Below are 18331 nucleotides of genomic sequence, written 5' to 3'. Positions count from 1 at the left end.
CCGAATGAATGACCGCGAACCAGACGACCACGACCGCATCACGCATGGTTTGTCGTCACCTTCGCCCGCTGCTGTCGAACTGGATGCGATCGATCGCCAGATCGTATCCGAACTTCAGCAGGACGGTCGCATGACCAACGTCGAACTGGCGCGACGCACCGGCATCTCGGCACCGCCCTGCCTGCGGCGTGTGCGACGGCTGGAGGAGATGGGCATCATCCGCGGCTACCATGCCGAGGTCGATGCGGCCCGTCTGGGTTGGTCCCTGACACTGTTTGCGCTCATCGGGCTTGAAAGTCAGAAAGGAACCGTTCTCGAAGCTTTCGAGGCACAGGTTGCCGAGTGGCCCGAGGTGCGGGAATGCCACATGATTCGTGGCGGCGGAGATTTCCTGGTGCGTCTCGTCGCGCGTGATGCGGCCCATCAGAACCTGCTGACCCGTCAGTTGACGGAAATTCCGCATGTGGTGCGTGTGCAGACCCTGCAGACCATTCGAACAAGCCGGGAGCTGGCAGGCGTGCCGCTCTAGGCGCTGCCTGAAACCGTCGTGACGATGCCCGGACAAGCGTTGCTTCCCGCCGATCTTACCGTAGTCGTGCCATGCTACAACGAGGTGCTGAATGTGCGGCCGATGGTGGACGCCCTGTCGGCGGCGCTCTCTGCATGGCGTTGGGAGGTCGTTTTCGTGGACGACCACTCGCCGGACGGAACGGCGCAGCTTGTGCGTGACATCGCGCTCACGGACAGCCGCGTTCGCGTCATCGAAAGGATCGGTCGTCGCGGGTTGTCCTCGGCGGTGATCGAAGGAGTTCTGTCCTCGGCCGCGCCGATCGTCGCGGTGATGGATGGTGATCTGCAACACGATGAATCCGTTTTGCCGCGGATGGCGGCAAGAATTCGTGACGGGGAAGCCGATCTCGTCGTGGCGAGCCGCCATGTCGAAGGCGGCGACAATGCGGGTCTTGCCGGGCGTTGGCGTCACATGCTGTCGGATGCGGGCATCAGGCTTGCGCAGACGCTTCTGCCCTGTCGGCTGACGGATCCGATGAGTGGCTTTTTCGCGGTGCGGCGAAGCGTGTTCGCTGCTGCCGTGCCACGGCTTGCCGGCAGTGGCTTCAAGATCCTGCTGGAACTGGCGCTGACGGTGCCGCGGGAGACCCGGATCGAGGAGATGGCGGCGACCTTCCGCCCGCGGCTTGCGGGTGAAAGCAAGCTCAGCCCCCTCGTCATGCTACAGTTTCTCGGCATGCTGGCGGAAAGGATTTGCGGAAACTGGCTTCCCCTTCGCTTCATTGTTTTCGCGCTTGTCGGTCTGGTGGGCATCGTCGTGAACATCGGAGCAATGAACGGCGCACGCCTGTCGGGGCTTTCATTCGAGCATGCGCAGCTTGTTGGAACGATCTGTGCGATTTTCGCGAATTTCCAGCTTAACAACCGCCTGACCTATCATGATCGTCGGCTCAAGGGACGCCGCTGGTGGCCGGGTTTCCTTGTCTTTCTTCTTGGGTGCGGTTTGGGCAATATTGCCAATATCGGCGTGGCGCAGATGCTGTTCGACGCAAACGGCTACTGGACGCGCTCGAGTGCGGCGGGTGCCGTGATCGGCGTGGTCTGGAATTACGCGGTGGCATCGACCCTTGTCTGGCGCTGAGCGGCGGGGCGGACTGCCGGTCGGGGTGCTGCTCTGGGGCGCACTGGTCGGCGTGACCCTGCTTCGTCTGGCGATTGCGGCGACGCTGCCGTTGACGCCGGATGAGGCCTATTACTGGATATGGTCCCGGAATCTTCAGACCGGTTACCTCGATCACCCGCCGATGGTGGCGCTCTGGATTCGCGCGGGGACCGCGATTGCCGGGCAGACCGCGTTTGGCGTGCGCTGGCTTGGTCCTGTGTCGGCGCTGGCGGGGTCGTGGCTCATTGCCCGTGCGGCGCAAATCCTTGCGCCCGTGCAGGGGGGCGCGCTGCGTTCCGCCGTGCTGCTGAACGCGACGTTGATGGTCGGTCTGGGTGCCATGACCATGACGCCGGATACGCCGTTGCTGTTTTTCGTCGCGGCGGCGATCTGGTCGGTCGCGCAACTGCTCCGACGCGATGATGCGCGGTGGTGGCTGGCGGTCGGCGCCTGTTTCGGTCTTGCCTGCGAGAGCAAGTATACAGGATTTCTTGCAGCAGCTGGGTGCGCGGTCTGGTGGCTCGGAACGCGCAGGCTTTGGAAGCAGGGCGCATGGGTCGTGGCAGGCGGGATTGTCGGCGGGCTTGTCGTCCTGCCGACACTGCTCTGGAATGCTCATCATCATTGGGCGAGTTTCGCCAAGCAGGGTGGCCGCGCGACCGACTGGCATCCGGCACGCGCGGCGCAGTTCCTGGGCGAATTGCTGGGTGGGCAGATCGCCCTGGCGACGCCTCTCGTCTTTGTCCTGTTTCTCGGTGGACTATGGCAAGCGGCGCGCTATGCCCGGAGCCGGGAGACATCGCGTTTCCTGATCGTCTGCGCAGGATTGCCGATGGCTGTTTTCGTGCAGCATGCGTTCGGTGATCGCGTACAGCCGAACTGGCCTGCCGTAACATATCCCTTCCTCGTTCTCGCGGCGGCCGCCTCGGGACAAAAGGTGAGGGCGGCCTGCGTTGTCGGTGGCGTCATGACGACCGTTGTGTATGCGCAGGCGCTTTTCTCTCCATTGCCACTGACGGCGCATCAGGATGTCATTGCCCGGCAGACACGGGGCTGGGATCTGCTGGCACGTGATATCCAGGCGCTACGGTCGCGCGATTCCGGTTCGTTTGTCGTTGCGGATGATTATGCCGTGACGTCAGCGCTGGCCTTTCATGGTGCTGGTCTGCCAATGGCCGGAATCGAGCCGCGATGGGGGTTGCTGTCACTACCGATGCAGGCAGGGGCAGGCGGGATTTTCGTTGTTCGTGCAGGCGGACGCGTCACCGTCCCGGTCGGATGGAAGCTTGGGCAGCTTAAGGGACATTCCTGCCGTATGCCCGGCCTGTGTTATGATCTCTATCCGCTCACGCCGGAAGCCGGCGTGACGACGATCTGGCGTATTCCGACGCGCGCTTAACGCGATGTTAAGTCCTGCCCGCAGATATCTTTCCTGCGGCGGGAGGATTGATGGCCAGACAACCTGGAAAACGAGGCAGCAACGCGCCGCGTCCGATCATACTGCGTCGGAGCGATGCGCAAGACGGTGGCCATCATGGTGGCAGCTGGAAGATCGCCTATGCCGATTTCATGACGGCCATGATGGCGTTTTTTCTTGTCATGTGGCTGATCAACGCGACGACGGAGCAGCAAAGGCGCGGAATCGCCAGTTTCTTCAATCCTTTGGCGCACGATAATAACGTCCCGCTGGATGCGATGATGCCCATTAATTCTCCATCGCCCATGGCGCGCGGCACCAGGACGATTGCCGGACCGAACGCGCCGCGTACCGGATCGCTGCTGAAGGATGGTGTGCAGACCCGCGTGCCGGAAGCCAATCTGAAAACCATGCAGTATAACGCGCTTGTCGCGACACGAAGTGGCGATCATGCAGCATCTGACAAGGACGGTCGGCCCCCTGCCGTGGCGCAGCGGGTGCACGATGCCGTCTCACGCGTACCGGCCACGCATGCGCTGGCAGGGCAGGTGCATGTAAGCGGAAGCGATGGGGAGGTACGCATCTCGATTGAGGATAGCGACCGGCAACCCATGTTCCTGCTGGGGCAGGCGGTGCCTAACGCCCACGCGGTGGCACTATTGCAGGCTATCGCACCGGTGCTCGGCAATCTGCCGGGGGTTCTGAGCATCGGCGGTTATACGGATGCTTCGCCTTATCGGGTTGGACATCTGAGCAACTGGACCCTGTCTGCCCAACGTGCCGATGCTGCGCGTGACATATTGGTGAAGGCGGGATTTCCGGATTGGCGGCTTCGCTCGGTCGTCGGGCACGCGGATCGCGACCTCGTCGACAGTCATGACCCGCTTGCCGCCGCCAATCGGCGAATCGTTCTCACCCTTATTCGTAAAGAGGGGGAGGCATCCACGATGCCGACCGCCAGATAAGAGCGCCCATATGTTGCTGATGATCGGTTTTGTTGTCGTTCTGGCCTGTGTGTTCGGTTCTTTCGTTGCATCGGGTGGCATGATCGGGCCGCTGCTGATGTCGATGCCGTTCGAATTGCTGACCATTCTCGGCGCGGCGATCGGCACGTTCCTGATGGCCAACTCCGTGGCGGAGGTGAAGCATCTGCCGTCGGCACTGAAGGCGGCGGCGAAGGGGCCACGCTTTGCACGTCAGGATTATATCGACCTTCTGGGCCTGTTGTTCCAGATCGTTCGTCTGGCGCATAGCAAAGGAGTGATGGCGCTCGAAAACCATATCGAGGAACCGGCAACCAGCAGTATTTTTGGCACATTCCCGAAGATAAGAGACGACGCGCAAACATGCAGTTTCATCTGCGATTACATGCGTCTGGTCAGCATGAACGCGGATGATCCGTTTCAGTTGGACGAGGTTATGTCGCGCGAGTTGAAGAAAAACCTTCAGGAGGAGATGCACTTTCCGCATGCGCTGCAGACATTGTCGGACGCGCTGCCTGCGCTTGGCATTGTCGCGGCGGTGTTGGGTGTCATCAAGACCATGGCGTCGATCAGCAAGCCGCCGATTGTACTGGGCGAGATGATTGCCGGGGCACTTGTCGGCACGTTTCTGGGCGTTCTGCTGGCCTACGGCATTGTCGCGCCTCTCGCGGCGCGTCTGTCCAGTGTCATCGGGCAGGACGCGGCATACCACAATCTGATCCGGTCGATCGTGGTGGCGCATCTTCAGGGAAATGCGCCGCAAATCAGCGTGGAAATCGGGCGGAAGGAAATCCCGACCGCATTCATGCCGAGCTTTCAGGAAGTGGAAACTGCCCTGAACAAGACTGCCCTGGGATGACATTGGTCATGCCGACCGTCGTTCGGCGTACCTGACGATCTTTCTCTTTCGAGCGCGCGGGATTCCGGAACGACGCTGACAAATACGGTTTGCAGACAATAAAAAACCGCATCTCAAGGAAGATGCGGTCTCAAGTCTGTATAGAGCCGCTCACGTCGCAAGCGGCTATATATAGCGGGCTTTAGAAGCCTTCACGCTCCAGGCGCTTGCGCTCCATCTTACGTGCACGGCGAACGGCTTCGGCCGCTTCACGCGCGCGGCGCTCGGAGGGCTTCTCGAAATGGCGGCGAAGCTTCATCTCACGGAAGACGCCTTCGCGCTGCATTTTCTTCTTGAGCGCTTTCAGCGCTTGATCGACGTTGTTGTCACGAACCAGAACCTGCACGGGTCTGTCATCTCCTGTCGGGCCGCGGAACGGCCTTTTCTATATGATCTCGCAATGTCGATGAGATAAGCGCGATGCCTTCCCGCCGATAAGGTCGCTGCCCATAGCATAGCTCTGCGTAGGAATACAATTCTTTGCGTAGAGGGATGCGGAAATTTATTCGATGGCGCATGATTTAGGGTGACTGGGGATGAAAGGCGCCGAGCGAGGCGGAAAGGAAAACGTTTTGGCACTGCTGAAGATAGCGAAGATGGGGCACCCTGTTCTGCTGCGGGAAGCGGTGGCCGTTGCCGATCCCACGGCGCCGGAGATCGTCTCGCTTGTGTCGGACATGCTGGAAACCATGCATGACGCTCGTGGCGCCGGCCTGGCGGCGCCGCAGGTCCACCGCGCCCTGCGTCTTTTCGTTTATCATGTCCCTATCTCCCGAGCGGCTGATGGCGAGGCGCCGATCGCGCCGCGCGTTCTGATTAATCCGACGATCACGCCATTATCCGACGAAATGATGAACTGCACGGAGGGGTGCCTGTCGCTGCCGGCACTGCGTGGCCTTGTGCCGCGTTTCGCGCATGTCGGATTCGAGGGGCAGGATCTTGAGGGGAAAACGATCTCGGGGGAGGCGCGCGGCTTTCACGCCAATGTGTTGCAACATGAAAACGATCATCTCGACGGCATTCTTTATACGATGCGCATGAAAGACTTTTCGAGCTTCGGTTATGTCGACGAGTTCACCCGCGCGGAAGATCCGGCATGAACGGTGGCGCGTCCGGTCGTGCCGGCGATGTGGCGGGCAGCGCGCATCTGTTCCTTCGGGAAGAGCAGCTGCGGCTGGGTTACGAATCGATGTTGCGGGTTGGGCGGGAACTGGCACGGGTCTGCGATGACATTCTGCAGCGAGAGAATCTCGGCCCGGCGCACCAGCGTGTTCTTTTCCTGATCGCCACGCATCCGGGCATGACGATGACGCGCATCCTTCAGATGCTTCATATCACGAAGCAAAGCCTGAATCGCGTCCTGCAGGAACTGGTGGCGCGCGAGTTTGTGGAACGGCGCGGCAAAACCGAGGACAGGCGGTTGAAGCTGTTGTTCCTGACGGAAAAAGGGCGCCTTCTGGAAGCGGCGATGTTCGATCTCCAGCGCGAGCGGCTCATTCAGGCATATCGCGGTGCCGGCGGGACGGCGGTCGAGGGATTCCGCCGGGTGTTAGGCCAACTGATGAGCGATCTGGACGCTGCATGACGAGCGAACATATTCTTGTCGTCGACGACGATCGACGGCTGCTGCGCCTTCTGCAACGTTACCTGATGGAGCAGGGATACCGGGTCACGACCGCGGAGGATGCCGCGCAGGCCCGCAAGGTGATGGCTGTGATGGCACCGGATGCGCTTGTTCTGGACATCACGATGCCTGGCGAAAGCGGACTGGATCTGACGCGTGGACTGCGCGAGGCAGGCTTTTCCTTACCGATCCTGTTGCTGACCGCGCGCGGCGAGCCGGCCGATCGTATCGCGGGACTGGAAACCGGGGCGGACGATTATCTGGGCAAGCCGTTTGAACCGCGTGAACTGCTGTTACGGCTGCGTGCGCATCTGCGGCATCATGCGCCGCCGGTGAACGCTGCGCCACGAGCCCTTCGGCTTGGGAAACTGGAATTCGATGCGGCCCGGGGACTGTTGAATGGGCCGGATGGCGCAATTCATCTGACCGGCGGGGAGGCGGCCCTGCTCAGCGTGCTGACGCAACGGCCCGGCGACGTGATGTCGCGTGAGGCAATTGCGCGGGCGCTGGATCTGGATGAAATCGGTGAGCGCGCTGTTGATGTGCAGGTCACCCGACTGAGACGGCGTATCGAGCCCGACCCCCGTGAGCCCCGTTTTCTGCAAACGGTGCGCGGCAAGGGATATGTTCTGAAGCCCGGACATTGATGCGCATGGCGGTTGCACACTGGAGTCGTTGGGGACGACGCGGGGAGAAGGTTGTCCGCCGGGTTCTGCCCCGATCGTTTCTGGGCCGGTCTTTGCTGATCGTTCTGATTCCCCTGCTGGTGACCCAGTCGATCGCGCTGGAGCTTTTTTACGGCAACTATCTGAATGTGGTGTCGCGTCGCCTGTCCGACGGGGTAGTTGGCGAACTGGCGCTGACGATGGACATGCTGGCGCGTCACCCGCAGGACTCAGTCTGGATTCTGGCGCGTGCAAGAGAACGAACGCAGTTGGACATCACCTTGCGCCGCCATGCCCATCTGACGGGTCGTTCGTCGGTGGGTGTGCTGGGTCCCATGGATGAGGATCTTGCCCACTCCATCGACCTGACGTTTCACGTCGATTGTCATATCGACTGGAACGCGGATGCGCAGAGCGTACGCATTCAAATCCCTTTCGGTGACGATGTTCTTGAGGTCATCGCCCCGCGCAAGCGTCTCGATGTGGGGCCGATCTGGCTGTTCGTCGTCTGGGCGGTCGGCAGTTCCCTGCTTTTGTTCATGATTGCCGGCCTGTTCACGCGCAATCAGGTGCGCGCCATCCGGCGCCTGGCCGAAGCGGCGGAAGCGTTCGGCATGGGGCGCGATCTCGGTCCGATCCATCCGGAAGGCGCGCAGGAAGTGCGCAAAGCCGCTGTCGCCTTCAACCGCATGCAGGCGCGTGTCGTTCGTTTCGTGGCCCAGCGTACGGCGGTGCTGGCGGGGGTGTCGCATGATCTGCGGACACCGCTGACCCGCCTGCGTCTTACATTGGCGATGTTTCCGACGGAAGGAACGCTCAGGAGCGCCGATCTGAAACCCGACATCGATGATATGGTGGCTGACATCGAGGAAATGGAACGGCTGATCGGCAGCTATCTGTCCTTCGCGCGCGGCGAGGGGGCCGAGGAGCCGGTTGCGACCGATCTGAAGGTCTTGGTGGATGAGGTGGCGCAGGCGGCGGCGCGGGCCGGCGGGACCGTCATCAACGTGCACGCGGAGAAGCCCTGCATTGTCATGGTGCGGCCGGATGCGCTGCGGCGTGTGTTGACGAACCTGGCGGACAATGCGCGCCGGCATGGCGGGCGGATGGCATTCTCGCTCAAGCCGCTGTCACGCCACGTCGAAATCACGGTGGATGACGATGGGCCAGGTATTCCGGCATTCCAGCGGCAAAGGGTCTTTCGCGCCTACGATTCGGGAGAGGGCGGTGGCCTGGCGGGTGGGAACGGCCTAGGGCTGACCATCGCGCGCGATATCATGCACGCGCATGGCGGGACGATCCGCTTGCGTCACAGCGCGCTGGGCGGGTTGAGAGTGGTTCTGACGCTGCCGCTATAGGACAACGCGATCAGGGCAGGGAATTGCCCTGGCCGCCGTTGCCTGTTCCCTGACTGCCGCCAAGTGGTCCCTGGCTGCCGCCGAAGGTGCTTCCCATATTGCTCATGGGGTTATAGCGGCCCACGTTGCCAAGCAGTTCCTGCAGGATGTTGTTGTGGCTGCCCGGTGTTGGTGTGGTTTCGCCGACCATGCCGACATACATGCCGTTTTTCTTGTGCAGGGTGTCCAGTTCCCGAAGGACGCCACCGTTGTCGAACGCCAGGACGACGATGTCCTGCTTCTTCACGCTCGGAAACGAGAGGGGGGTCGGCGCCGTCACCATCGAGACGTAAATCCAGATGTTGTCGTTGAATGTGGCGTGCGAGGTGGGCGAGCCCAGCAGGTCAAGCGCATCGGAGCGTGTGCTGACGCCGGGTTTCAGCTGGGCGTAATCCGTTTTCTCTATCAGCGAACCGCGTGACTGCGGGATGGGCGCGAACACGGCGCAGCCGCCGAGCATCAGGGGTGCGGCGGCGAGGAAGGTGGCCAGTCGGAATGCAGACCGTCTTACGCGAAAGGTGGGCTTTGAATCGCGTGCCGATGGCGAGGCGCTTTGCATCACGGGCTGGATCATCCTGGTTCTGCTGCGGCCTCGTCTGCCTTGGCCGATTTTCATCTCTCGTTCGCCTGCCTGAGCGTGGCGGGGCTGTCAACGCCGGGCACGATATCATATTGCTGGGAAAACGCATTGGGATAAATCGAGATGCGCGATGGTTCGCCGGGGCGCCTGGATCATCAGGTATTGTGGCAAGGAGAAAGAGATGTCGATCACACCGGAATTTTCGCGCCGGTTGCCGCTGCATCGCCTCGGGCGTGACGCTTATACGGAAACGGTTGAGGCAACGCCTGAGGAATGCGCGAGGATTGCGAAGCGTCTCGAACTGCCGGGAATCCAGAGCTTCTCCTGCCGTTATCGCCTGACGGCGGCGGATAAGGGCAATATTCTGACGGAGGGATGGCTTTCCGCCGCGTTGACGCAGATCTGCGTCATCACCAATGAGCCGTTCGACGATGTTGTTGCCGAGGATTTCGTTTTCCGCTTCGTGCCGCTTGAGCAGTATCTTGAGGACGAGGCGCTCGACATCGAAGCCATCGACGAGCAGCCTTACGAAGGCAACGATGTCGATCTCGGCGCCTACGCGGTCGAGCAGTTGGCGCTTGCTCTGACGCCTTTCCCGCGCAAGCCGGGCGCCGGGCTGGAGCAGGCCGTGGATGAGGTGCCCCGCGATGTCGGTGAAGAAGATGACGATGGCTTCAAGCCCTTCGCCAATCTGTCGCATATGATGAAACGCAGCGATTAGATCGCACGTCATGCTTGCGGCATCGGGCATCCTCTGCTAGAGCCGCCCGCCTGATCGTCATGATAAATTTTCGTTTCGGGCAGCCCCGGATTTTCCGGGAGAAGAATCGAAGCGGTTTAAGCGAAAGAGGCTCCGGAAATGGCCGTCCCTAAAAGAAAAACCTCGCCGTCCCGTCGTGGCATGCGTCGCAGCCATCATGCGCTGCCCGTGCAGGCTCATGCCGAATGCGGCAACTGCGGCGAACTGAAGCGCCCGCACAACGTCTGCGCGCATTGCGGTCATTACGACGGTCGTGAAGTCGTCGCGGCCGGTAAGACGCTGAAGACCGCAGTTCGCGTCTGATCTGTGAATCCTGGCGGATCGGGGGCTCCAGGAGTCTGTCGATCCGTTCATGAGGGAGGTGATGCGGGTTGATGAGTGATGTGAACGCGGCGGCTTCAGGACCGGCGCCGTTTTGTCTGGCAGTCGATGCGATGGGGGGCGATCATGCGCCCGATATCGTTCTGGCCGGGCTTGAACTGGCGGCGGACCGGCATCCCGGCACCCGCGTTCTGCTGCTCGGTGACGAGGCGCTGCTTCGTTCGCAACTTCCGCGTTATCCCCGTGCGGCGAGCATGTGCGAAATCCGCCATGCGCCTTCGGCCATCTCCATGGAGATGAAGCCCACGGCGGCGTTACGTCTGCGGGATTCGTCGTTGCGGATGGCGATTGACGCCGTTGCGACGGGTGAGGCCGGTGGTGTGGTTTCCGCTGGCAACAGCGGTGCCATGCTGGCATTGGCGAAAATCGTTATCAAGACCTTGCCCGGGATCAGCCGTCCCGCGATGGCGGCCGTCAACCCGTCCGCGCGCGGTGATGTCGTGATGCTCGATCTGGGTGCGAATATCGCCTGCGACAGCCGTAACCTCGTTGAATTTGCCGTGATGGGCGAAGCTTTCGCAAAGGCCGTCCTCGGTCTGCCGTCGCCGCGTATCGGGCTGCTCAACGTGGGTGTCGAGGAACTCAAGGGCGACGAACGCCTGCGGGAAGCGGCCGAAATGCTGCGCGACTCGGCGCTATCGGAACAGTTCCATGGTTTCGTGGAAGGGCATGACATCACGGCCGGCACCACCGACGTGGTGGTTACCGACGGTTTTACGGGAAACATCGCCCTGAAGACAGGCGAGGGCGCGCTCAAGCTGGCATCGCTTCTGCTGCGTCGCGTGTTCCGAACCAATTTTCTGACAAAACTCGGCTATCTGCTGGTGCGCCCCGGTCTGGAGCGTATGCGCGAGTGGATCGATCCGCGCCGCTATAACGGCGCGGTCTTCGTGGGGCTCAACGGTATTGTCGTGAAGTCGCATGGCGGCGCGGATGCCGAGAGTTTCGCGGCGGCCATCGATGTTGCGATGGATGCTGTCACACACGGCATCAACGAGAAAATTCGCACGCGTCTGGACCAGATCAGCGCGTTTTCCGCCAACGGTGAGGAAGAGCGCGCGACGGCTTCGTCGATGGCGATCTGAACCTTTTCGGTATTTGCCCGTCGAAAGTGGCATCGTGATCAGCTTGTTCATGTCGTATCAGGTGCTCACGTGATGTGCTTGAGAGGAATGTTATGACTGTTCGCGCCTGTCTGACCGGAGTCGGCGGTTATCTGCCTGAGCGCATCGTCACGAACGGTGAACTGGCGGCGCGTCTCGACACCTCTGACGAATGGATTCGCACACGCACCGGCATTGCCCAGCGCCATATCGCGGGGGACCATGAGACGGCGACGTTCATGGGTATGAAAGCAGCGCGTGCCGCTTTGGAATACGCCGGCGTGGACAGTTCGGAGGTGGACGCCGTGATCGTCGCCACCGCAACGCCCGACCAGGCCTTTCCGGCGGTTGCGGTCCGCATACAGGCCGAACTTGGTATCACAGGCGGCTTCGGCTTCGATCTCAGCGCGGCGTGCTCGGGCTTCATCTATGCGCTTGCCACGGCTGATGCCTTTATCCGCAACGGGCAGGTGCGACGCGTGCTGGTGATCGGCACGGAAGTCTATTCGCGCATACTGGACTGGAACGATCGCGCGACCTGCGTCCTGTTCGGCGACGGCGCGGGGGCGGTCCTGCTCGAGGCGCGCGAGGGCGAGACTCAAGGCATTCTTTCCACGCATCTTCATGCCGATGGGCAGTATGGCGACCTGCTTTTCGTCAACGAGTCCTATGGGGAACATCGGGCGGCGCTTCGTATGCAGGGGCGCGAGGTGTTCCGCCACGCCGTGGCGAAGCTGTCCGAGGCGGTCGACGAGGCGCTTCGGGCGAATGGGCTCAGTGCCGAGGATGTGCGTTGGCTGGTGCCCCATCAGGCCAATCTGCGCATCATCGACGGCATGGCGCGTAAACTGGCATTGCCGCCGGAACGCGTCGTCGTGACGGTGGATCGTCATGCCAACACGTCGGCCGCCTCCATCCCGCTGGCCCTGAACGAGGCCGTGCGCGACGGACGGATCGTGCCAGGAGATCTCGTGCTGATGGAAGCGTTGGGCGGCGGTCTTACATGGGGTTCGGCACTGGTCCGCATCTGATCCTTGTTGTGGCAGACCGGCTTTGATGCTTGATTCATTTGACCCTTCTTCTGTCCATGATACGGTAACGTCATGACCACCGTGACCCGTGCGAATCTAGCCGAGCATATTTATACCCAGGTGGGGCTATCTCGCCATGAATCGGCTGAACTGCTGGAGAATGTGCTCGAGCGGATTGCCGCGACGCTTGAAAAAGGCGAATCGGTCAAACTTAGCGGTTTCGGCACATTTTCCGTCAGGCAAAAGGGGCGCCGTACCGGCAGGAATCCCAAAACCGGTATCGAGGTGCCAATCCTGCCGCGGTCTGTCATGATTTTCCGGCCAAGCCAGATCCTGAAGGCACAGGTTAACGGCGAGTCCGTCATCGGGCTCGACGACTCAGAAAGCGATCATTGATGACGTCTCAGACCGACGCGGCAAGCGACGAACCCGCCGGTGGCGAACGACTGAAAAAAGCGCCGCATGCGTATCGTACGATCAGCGAGGTCGCGGATGAATTGCATGTTCCGCAACATGTTCTAAGATTTTGGGAAACGCGCTTCCCGGAGGTCAAGCCGCTCAAGCGTGGTGGTGGGCGGCGTTATTACCGTCCGGAGGATATCCTGATCCTCCGTCGTATCTCGGAACTGCTTTACGTTCAGGGATATACCATCAAGGGCGTTCAGCGTGTCCTGAGGGAAGGGGGCGAAAGCGCGTCTCCCACTGGTGTTCCTGAGGTTCCTGAAACAGCCGAGAATCTCGTTGACGTAGAAGATCCGTTGGAAATTCCGCCGATTCCGGAGCCGGCTGTCGAGGACATCGAGCCGGAACCGACCGCCGAGGCGCCATCGGGCGATGTCACAATGGAAGAGGTTGTGATTATCGAGACTGTATCCGCCGATGAATCGCCAGGGATGGATCCGGCGATACCCGAAGCGGCTCCAGTGATGCCGGCGAGCACACTATCCGAGGAACAGTGGCAGGCTCGCCTGAATGCGGTGCGTGCCCAGCGCAACCATCTGCGCGGGACGTTGCAGGCTGTGCTGGAAGAGCTGGATGAGATCCGGCAGTTGCTGCCGCACTAAACTTTGACGCAGAGGCAGCGTCTTCGACAAAACACTGCGTTCGTATCTTGCGGTAGACCCGAGGCGCTGCTAAACGGCCTCTACCGCAGGGCTGACGGGCAGTAGCGCAGCCTGGTAGCGCATCAGTCTGGGGGACTGGGGGTCGTGGGTTCGAATCCCGCCTGCCCGATATTCCTGCCCTGCGGTTTCAATCTCCTGCATTTCCGATCTACGGCAGATGTTCCCGGGGCGAATCTGAACTCCAGATGCGCCACAGCAGATGAACGGCTGCCATGATGGCCGGGCCAAGGAACAGGCCGAGCAGGCCCCATGTCTCGGCGCCGCCGAGAATGCCGAGCAGCACCCAGAGAAAAGGCATCTGCGTACTGCCGCCGATCAGGAACGGTCGGACGAAATGATCCGCTACGAAGATCACGACCGAGCCCAGTGCCATGACGATGATGGCCGCGATCATGCTGCCCTTCATCATGATTAGCAGCGCTGCGAAGAAAATGGTGGGCAGTGCGAGAAACGGCACCATGGCGGCCACGGCCGTCAGCATGGCGAACAGCAACGGTTGCGGTGCGCCACCGACGGCGTAGGCCACGCCCATCAGCGCGCCCTCGCCAAGCCCGACGAGAACCAGCCCTGCCACCGTGCCATGCACGGAGGAGATGATCTGGCGCGCGAGTGACTCGCCCCGCTCACCGAACGTGCGATGCGAGGCGACGAGAAGCCGGTGATTGATGTCGTTGCCTTCCTTGAGCAGGAAAAACAGCGTGACGATCGAGAAAAGGAACAGTGTCGCGCGGCGCGCTACCTGCGATCCGACCTGTCGCGTGACGGCCATACCGTGGCCGGCATCGAACGAGTGCAGCATTTTCGACAGGCGCTGCGGATTGACGAGATTTGTCTGCCACCAGTTGACGGCCTGGTTGCGTCCGAAAGGCAGGCGATTAAGCCAGTCCGGCATGGGAATGCCGTTGTGGCGCACGTCATCGATCCAGTGGAGAACGCTCTGCGCCTCCTCCGCTGCCTTGAAGCCGACAACGGTCAGAGGCACGAGGAAAATCAGCGCGATGCCCAAGGTGAACAGGAGTGGCAGCAGGTCTCCCTTGCCGAAGCGTTGCTCCGCCCGGCGATAGAGTGGCCACGAGGCGATGGCGAAAACGCATCCCCACAGCAGCGCCGGCAGAAAATTGCGCAGCGTGAAGAGCGCGATGCCGACGAAGAAGGTTGCCAGAAGGCCGCGCGCCAGTCGTTGGCCGCGCCCGGCCGGCGTGTTGGGCGCGGGGTCGGGCTCGTCGATCACGAAAGCTTCGTCATCGAAATCATGATGGGCGTTGTGGCTTTCTACATTCGGCATGACCGTCGCCTGTGTGATGTTGGGCGGGCGGTTGTCGTCGTTCATCGAATTCCTCGTAAAAGATCGGGCATTAGTCCCGACATGCGGCGTTGCGCCACAGGTGGAGTCCAACCTAGCGCACAGACGCGGCGTCCGACCATGTATGATTTATAGGCGCCGTCTTCGTCGGCCGGTCGTACGAAGGTTTCAGTCGAACGTGGCGCAGGCCGGCGTGGTGACAAGACCGACGGCCTGTTGCTGAAAATCGTGCCTGTAGCGTGCGCGTATTGTATCGACGTGCTGCATGACCTGTGGGCTTGGCGCGGTGACGATCCGCACGACCTCCGACGGTTCAAGAATGATTCGGTGGGTATGGCGATCCTGCCATTGCCCCTGTGTGTCCGTGATGGTGAAACCGTCCGGGAAGGCAGGTGCGATCACGTTCCGGACGAAGGACATCCAGGCGGCCTTGTCGATCACGGTGCCGTCAGGTCTGGACAGGCCGAAGAACAGGTCGATCTGCCAGGCGGCACTGGCATGGAATGCCGCACAGGACGGGCGTGGTGACGTCGGGGCGCAGGCGGCAAGGCATGCGACAAGAAGCAGGGTCGGCACCTTCATGCGGTGCTGAGCGCATCGCGGAGGGTGGCGGCGGCTTCCGGCGTGAACAGGCCAAGCCGGATGAACAGGTCGATCAGGACGAGATTGACGTTGAACTTCACGTCCTGCGTATCGCGGACACGCCGGAACGCCGTCTCGATGGGAACGAGTTCGAAAGCGGAGACTTCGCCATCCATCGGCCTGGGGGCAAAGTCCTCTGGAAGATGAAGGTCGAAGCAATGGAGAACATCGCGCCGAAGTCCTTCAGGCCGGATCATGGCGTAATGAAGATCGCCGGCATGCTCGGCTCGGGCGATCAGTGTGCCGGAAATATTGGCCTCTTCTGCCGCTTCCTTGGCCAGGGCTTCGCGTGGTGTGATCCCGGCGCACACACCGCCGGCCACGAGATGGTCGAGCTTGCCGGGATCGAGCCGTTTGTTCGGTGCGCGGTGTCCCATCCATAAATGGAGACCGTCAGGCCGACGCACGAGGCCGTTCATATGGACACCGCGCGCGGCGAGGCCAAGAAGTGGCAACGCGCCACGATCGATTGTCCCCAATGCGCGACCGTCGGATGTGAAGACGTCGAAAAGTTCGTCATGGGGACGATAGAGTCCCGCCTCGGCCATCCGTTCGCCTAACGGCAACAGGTCGTGGCCGTCCGGAAGCAGCAGCCCATCCGCCGTGCTGTGGACACCAAGTTCCACAAGTGCGCCATGGTAGCGCGGTGCGACCCAGCCGATTGCCTGATCGGCACAGTATAACGGGTGATAGTCGCCCGGCAGCACCACGTTATGACAACGGCGAACATGCGCCAGAAAGGGTGTCGGGTCCGAGCAGGGGAACATCGATGATATCCTGGCGTCGTGATGGAGGAGGCGGTGGACGTTGCGGTTATGTGGCATCGCATCCCATTGATTGCAAAGCGTCGGGGCTGCTTCCAGGATAAGGCATGCAACGAAAAGAGAAGAGACAGCCGATGCCCGGTCTGGGGCTGGGGACGATCTGGAGGCGACTGCAACCGGCACGGGATCTGGGTTACGTCGCGTTCTATGGCCGGATCGGCCTGACGATCGGATTGCTTCTGGGCGAAAGTCTGATGCAACTGGGTGCGCCCTACATCTTCAGCCGGATGGTGGCGCGGCTGAGCGTGCCGACGCAGCTTGTCGTTCTGCCGATCGGTCTGATCGTCTGCTTCGGCTTCGCGATGCTCCTGCGCAGCATCTTCTCGAGCTTGCAGGAGGTCGTCTATCAGCCGTTGAGCCAGCGTCTGCAACGGCTGATGGCGCAGGAGGGGCTCCGCCATCTGCATGCCATGTCCCTGCGGTTCCATCTGGAACGCCAGACCGGGGCGCTGACACGCGCACTTGAGCGCGGCACGGATGCCGTCGATACGCTCATGCGTCTGTCCCTTTTCAACGTCGGTCCTGCCATCGTGGATACGGTCATGACGCTGGCCGTCGTCGGACATCTGTTCGGCGGAATCTATGCCGTGCTGCTGTTGATCGGACTCCTGAGCTATGTCGGGCTGGCGCAATGGTTCGTGCGGCTCCGCGTCGCGGCGCGGCGGGCGCGAAACGAGGCGAGCGGCATGGCGCAGCACCGCCTGCTCGACAGTCTGCTCAATTTCGAGGCTGTTCAGCATTTCGGCAACGAAAAGCATGAATACCGGCAGTATGCGGAGGCGCGGCGTGCCTTCGAGCGGGCGAGCCTGCGCGCGACGCGCGTCGTCGCGGCGTCGTCGGTCGCGCAGAACGTGATGATCGCATTGGTCACGTCCGCCATTCTTTATCTGGCGGCGCGCGATATCGTGGCGCATCGCCTTGGCGTGCCGCAGTTCGTGCTGATCGGCACCTATCTGCGCAATCTCTATCAGGCGGTTATCTCGCTGAACTTCGTCTACGCGGGTTGGCGCAACGCGCGGGTCGATCTGGAGAACGTTTCCGAGCTGCTGGACCGGCGATCCGAAATTCAGGCGCCGCCGATACCGCGGAAGCTTCAGTCCAGCCTTGCCATAGCTGGACCGGCGGCTGTTGCGTTCGACGGCGTCGTCTTCGGTTATACCGCTGATCGTCAGATCCTGAAGGACGTCAGCTTCAATGTGGAACCAGGGCGACGGATCGGGATCGTCGGGCCAACAGGCTCGGGAAAATCCACCATCGGCAAGCTGCTGTTCCGCGCGTATGACCCCGATGCGGGTGCCGTTCTGCTGGATGGCTTTTCGCTTCGCGATCTCGATCCGCAGGATATCCGGACTGTCGTCGGCGTGGTGCCGCAGGAGACGCTGCTGTTCAACGATACGATCGCCTACAACATCGGTTACGGTCGGATTGGCGCGGATGCCGAAGAAATCGAGCAGGCGGCGCGCGCGGCCGAACTCCACGATTTCATCGTTTCGCTTCCGGACGGCTATGCGACCGAGGTAGGCGAGCGGGGATTGAAACTATCGGGTGGTGAGAAGCAGCGGATCGCCATTGCGCGGATTTTCCTCAAACGACCGCGCCTGTTGCTGCTCGACGAAGCGACGAGCGCGCTCGACACCCGCACGGAGCAGCGTGTTCAGGACTCGCTGAACATCCTGTCCCGCGAGCAGACGACGATCGCCATTGCGCATCGCTTGTCCACGGTGATCGACTGCGACGAGATCCTCGTTCTGGAAAGCGGTCGCATCGTGGAGCGGGGGACGCATTCCGGTCTTCTCGCGCAAGGCGGCGTTTATGCCGGGATGTGGGCCGCGCAGGCGATCGATCGCGAACAATCGACCGTGGAAGGGGGTGGACATCTCCGGCAGCCCGCCCCAACTACGGGGACACTCTTGCCATTGTGAGGACC

The 18331-nt window shown here is 61.6% G+C and carries 21 protein-coding genes and 1 tRNA gene; 17 read left to right on the top strand and 5 right to left on the bottom strand.

The window, feature by feature from the left end:
* The first annotated feature begins 4 nt into the window (after positions 1-4).
* The 5 genes from A0U93_RS04400 to motA are packed head-to-tail and all read left to right on the top strand — an operon-like array spanning position 5 to position 4931.
* On the top strand, positions 5-529 hold the full coding sequence (locus tag A0U93_RS04400) for an Lrp/AsnC family transcriptional regulator (protein WP_077806270.1): 525 nt from the start codon (positions 5-7) through the stop codon (positions 527-529).
* Positions 530-553: 24 nt separating this feature from the next.
* Positions 554-1651 carry a glycosyltransferase family 2 protein gene (locus tag A0U93_RS04395; protein ID WP_077806269.1) on the top strand — a complete coding sequence of 366 codons (1098 nt, stop codon included), beginning with the start codon at positions 554-556 and terminating at the stop codon, positions 1649-1651.
* Positions 1638-3071: an ArnT family glycosyltransferase gene (locus tag A0U93_RS04390; protein WP_077806268.1), complete on the top strand. Its 1434-nt coding sequence runs from the start codon at positions 1638-1640 to the stop codon at positions 3069-3071. The genes A0U93_RS04395 and A0U93_RS04390 overlap by 14 nt, the downstream gene beginning before the upstream one ends.
* A 50-nt stretch (positions 3072-3121) precedes the next feature.
* On the top strand, positions 3122-4054 hold the full coding sequence (locus tag A0U93_RS04385; protein WP_077806267.1) for a flagellar motor protein MotB: 933 nt from the start codon (positions 3122-3124) through the stop codon (positions 4052-4054).
* Between the two features lie 10 nt (positions 4055-4064).
* Complete coding sequence (motA, locus tag A0U93_RS04380; RefSeq protein ID WP_077806266.1) at positions 4065-4931, top strand: flagellar motor stator protein MotA; 867 nt, start codon at positions 4065-4067, stop codon at positions 4929-4931.
* Positions 4932-5112: 181 nt separating this feature from the next.
* Here motA and rpsU read toward each other — a convergent pair whose 3' ends face one another.
* Positions 5113-5316 (bottom strand): 30S ribosomal protein S21, encoded by a 204-nt coding sequence (rpsU, locus tag A0U93_RS04375; protein ID WP_007283570.1) that lies wholly within the window; start codon positions 5314-5316, stop codon positions 5113-5115.
* A gap of 226 nt (positions 5317-5542) precedes the next feature.
* Here rpsU and def point away from each other — a divergent pair, with 226 nt between their 5' ends.
* The 4 genes from def to A0U93_RS04355 are packed head-to-tail and all read left to right on the top strand — an operon-like array spanning position 5543 to position 8617.
* A complete protein-coding gene (def, locus tag A0U93_RS04370; protein ID WP_077808331.1) occupies positions 5543-6070 on the top strand; it encodes a peptide deformylase in 528 nt (175 codons plus the stop codon).
* The gene (locus A0U93_RS04365; RefSeq protein ID WP_077806265.1) at positions 6067-6555 is read left to right on the top strand and encodes a MarR family winged helix-turn-helix transcriptional regulator; all 489 of its coding nucleotides are present in this window, start codon (positions 6067-6069) and stop codon (positions 6553-6555) included. Before def ends, A0U93_RS04365 begins: the two co-directional genes overlap by 4 nt.
* Complete coding sequence (locus A0U93_RS04360) at positions 6552-7241, top strand: response regulator (RefSeq protein ID WP_077806264.1); 690 nt, start codon at positions 6552-6554, stop codon at positions 7239-7241. Before A0U93_RS04365 ends, A0U93_RS04360 begins: the two co-directional genes overlap by 4 nt.
* Positions 7242-7246: 5 nt before the next feature.
* The gene (locus tag A0U93_RS04355; RefSeq protein ID WP_147151087.1) at positions 7247-8617 is read left to right on the top strand and encodes an ATP-binding protein; all 1371 of its coding nucleotides are present in this window, start codon (positions 7247-7249) and stop codon (positions 8615-8617) included.
* A 10-nt stretch (positions 8618-8627) separates the two neighbouring features.
* Here A0U93_RS04355 and A0U93_RS04350 read toward each other — a convergent pair whose 3' ends face one another.
* A complete protein-coding gene (locus A0U93_RS04350; RefSeq protein ID WP_245825243.1) occupies positions 8628-9116 on the bottom strand; it encodes an outer membrane protein assembly factor BamE in 489 nt (162 codons plus the stop codon).
* Between the two features lie 301 nt (positions 9117-9417).
* Here A0U93_RS04350 and A0U93_RS04345 point away from each other — a divergent pair, with 301 nt between their 5' ends.
* The 7 genes from A0U93_RS04345 to A0U93_RS04315 all read left to right on the top strand — a co-directional run bounded on the left by A0U93_RS04345 (position 9418) and on the right by A0U93_RS04315 (position 13744).
* Positions 9418-9957 carry a YceD family protein gene (locus A0U93_RS04345; RefSeq protein WP_077808329.1) on the top strand — a complete coding sequence of 180 codons (540 nt, stop codon included), beginning with the start codon at positions 9418-9420 and terminating at the stop codon, positions 9955-9957.
* Between the two features lie 138 nt (positions 9958-10095).
* On the top strand, positions 10096-10299 hold the full coding sequence (rpmF, locus tag A0U93_RS04340; RefSeq protein ID WP_077806262.1) for a 50S ribosomal protein L32: 204 nt from the start codon (positions 10096-10098) through the stop codon (positions 10297-10299).
* A gap of 71 nt (positions 10300-10370) precedes the next feature.
* Positions 10371-11462 carry a phosphate acyltransferase PlsX gene (plsX, locus tag A0U93_RS04335; RefSeq protein WP_077806261.1) on the top strand — a complete coding sequence of 364 codons (1092 nt, stop codon included), beginning with the start codon at positions 10371-10373 and terminating at the stop codon, positions 11460-11462.
* Positions 11463-11554: 92 nt separating this feature from the next.
* Positions 11555-12511 (top strand): beta-ketoacyl-ACP synthase III, encoded by a 957-nt coding sequence (locus A0U93_RS04330; protein ID WP_077806260.1) that lies wholly within the window; start codon positions 11555-11557, stop codon positions 12509-12511.
* 72 nt (positions 12512-12583) lie between these two features.
* Positions 12584-12907 carry an integration host factor subunit alpha gene (locus tag A0U93_RS04325; RefSeq protein WP_077806259.1) on the top strand — a complete coding sequence of 108 codons (324 nt, stop codon included), beginning with the start codon at positions 12584-12586 and terminating at the stop codon, positions 12905-12907.
* Positions 12907-13575, top strand: a complete 669-nt coding sequence (locus tag A0U93_RS04320) for a MerR family transcriptional regulator (protein WP_077806258.1) — start codon at positions 12907-12909, stop codon at positions 13573-13575. Before A0U93_RS04325 ends, A0U93_RS04320 begins: the two co-directional genes overlap by 1 nt.
* A 95-nt stretch (positions 13576-13670) precedes the next feature.
* Positions 13671-13744: transfer RNA gene (locus A0U93_RS04315), tRNA-Pro, on the top strand.
* A gap of 39 nt (positions 13745-13783) precedes the next feature.
* Here A0U93_RS04315 and A0U93_RS04310 read toward each other — a convergent pair.
* From A0U93_RS04310 to A0U93_RS04300, 3 genes are all read right to left on the bottom strand, one after another.
* Positions 13784-14965 (bottom strand): AI-2E family transporter, encoded by a 1182-nt coding sequence (locus A0U93_RS04310; RefSeq protein WP_245825098.1) that lies wholly within the window; start codon positions 14963-14965, stop codon positions 13784-13786.
* A gap of 141 nt (positions 14966-15106) precedes the next feature.
* On the bottom strand, positions 15107-15520 hold the full coding sequence (locus A0U93_RS04305; protein ID WP_077806257.1) for a DUF3574 domain-containing protein: 414 nt from the start codon (positions 15518-15520) through the stop codon (positions 15107-15109).
* Positions 15517-16347, bottom strand: coding sequence for an NUDIX hydrolase (locus A0U93_RS04300; RefSeq protein WP_147151092.1), 831 nt, complete (start codon positions 16345-16347; stop codon positions 15517-15519). The genes A0U93_RS04305 and A0U93_RS04300 overlap by 4 nt, the downstream gene beginning before the upstream one ends.
* Before the next feature lie 131 nt (positions 16348-16478).
* Here A0U93_RS04300 and A0U93_RS04295 point away from each other — a divergent pair, with 131 nt between their 5' ends.
* Entirely contained in the window at positions 16479-18326 is a 1848-nt protein-coding gene (locus tag A0U93_RS04295) for an ABCB family ABC transporter ATP-binding protein/permease (protein ID WP_147151123.1), read from the top strand.
* Positions 18327-18331: the final 5 nt, after the last annotated feature.

Source organism: Neoasaia chiangmaiensis, from assembly GCF_002005465.1.
In the GTDB taxonomy this organism is placed as follows: domain Bacteria; phylum Pseudomonadota; class Alphaproteobacteria; order Acetobacterales; family Acetobacteraceae; genus Neoasaia; species Neoasaia chiangmaiensis.
The sequence above is the reverse complement of the archived record's forward strand: the minus strand, read 5'-3'. Positions and strand labels throughout refer to the sequence as shown.

Bases quoted from the DNA above. Each gene is read 5' to 3' on its own strand.
- A0U93_RS04295 (WP_147151123.1), top strand. From the start codon at position 16,479: ATGCCCGGTCTGGGGCTGGGGACGATCTGGAGGCGACTGCAACCGGCA.
- A0U93_RS04330 (WP_077806260.1), top strand. From the start codon at position 11,555: ATGACTGTTCGCGCCTGTCTGACCGGAGTCGGCGGTTATCTGCCTGAG.
- A0U93_RS04300 (WP_147151092.1), bottom strand. From the start codon at position 16,347: ATGTTCCCCTGCTCGGACCCGACACCCTTTCTGGCGCATGTTCGCCGT.
- rpmF (WP_077806262.1), top strand. From the start codon at position 10,096: ATGGCCGTCCCTAAAAGAAAAACCTCGCCGTCCCGTCGTGGCATGCGT.
- A0U93_RS04400 (WP_077806270.1), top strand. From the start codon at position 5: ATGAATGACCGCGAACCAGACGACCACGACCGCATCACGCATGGTTTG.
- A0U93_RS04305 (WP_077806257.1), bottom strand. From the start codon at position 15,520: ATGAAGGTGCCGACCCTGCTTCTTGTCGCATGCCTTGCCGCCTGCGCC.
- plsX (WP_077806261.1), top strand. From the start codon at position 10,371: ATGAGTGATGTGAACGCGGCGGCTTCAGGACCGGCGCCGTTTTGTCTG.
- A0U93_RS04350 (WP_245825243.1), bottom strand. From the start codon at position 9,116: ATGCTCGGCGGCTGCGCCGTGTTCGCGCCCATCCCGCAGTCACGCGGT.
- A0U93_RS04325 (WP_077806259.1), top strand. From the start codon at position 12,584: ATGACCACCGTGACCCGTGCGAATCTAGCCGAGCATATTTATACCCAG.
- A0U93_RS04310 (WP_245825098.1), bottom strand. From the start codon at position 14,965: ATGAACGACGACAACCGCCCGCCCAACATCACACAGGCGACGGTCATG.
- motA (WP_077806266.1), top strand. From the start codon at position 4,065: ATGTTGCTGATGATCGGTTTTGTTGTCGTTCTGGCCTGTGTGTTCGGT.
- A0U93_RS04355 (WP_147151087.1), top strand. From the start codon at position 7,247: ATGGCGGTTGCACACTGGAGTCGTTGGGGACGACGCGGGGAGAAGGTT.
- A0U93_RS04365 (WP_077806265.1), top strand. From the start codon at position 6,067: ATGAACGGTGGCGCGTCCGGTCGTGCCGGCGATGTGGCGGGCAGCGCG.
- A0U93_RS04320 (WP_077806258.1), top strand. From the start codon at position 12,907: ATGACGTCTCAGACCGACGCGGCAAGCGACGAACCCGCCGGTGGCGAA.
- A0U93_RS04395 (WP_077806269.1), top strand. From the start codon at position 554: ATGCCCGGACAAGCGTTGCTTCCCGCCGATCTTACCGTAGTCGTGCCA.
- A0U93_RS04345 (WP_077808329.1), top strand. From the start codon at position 9,418: ATGTCGATCACACCGGAATTTTCGCGCCGGTTGCCGCTGCATCGCCTC.
- A0U93_RS04360 (WP_077806264.1), top strand. From the start codon at position 6,552: ATGACGAGCGAACATATTCTTGTCGTCGACGACGATCGACGGCTGCTG.
- A0U93_RS04385 (WP_077806267.1), top strand. From the start codon at position 3,122: ATGGCCAGACAACCTGGAAAACGAGGCAGCAACGCGCCGCGTCCGATC.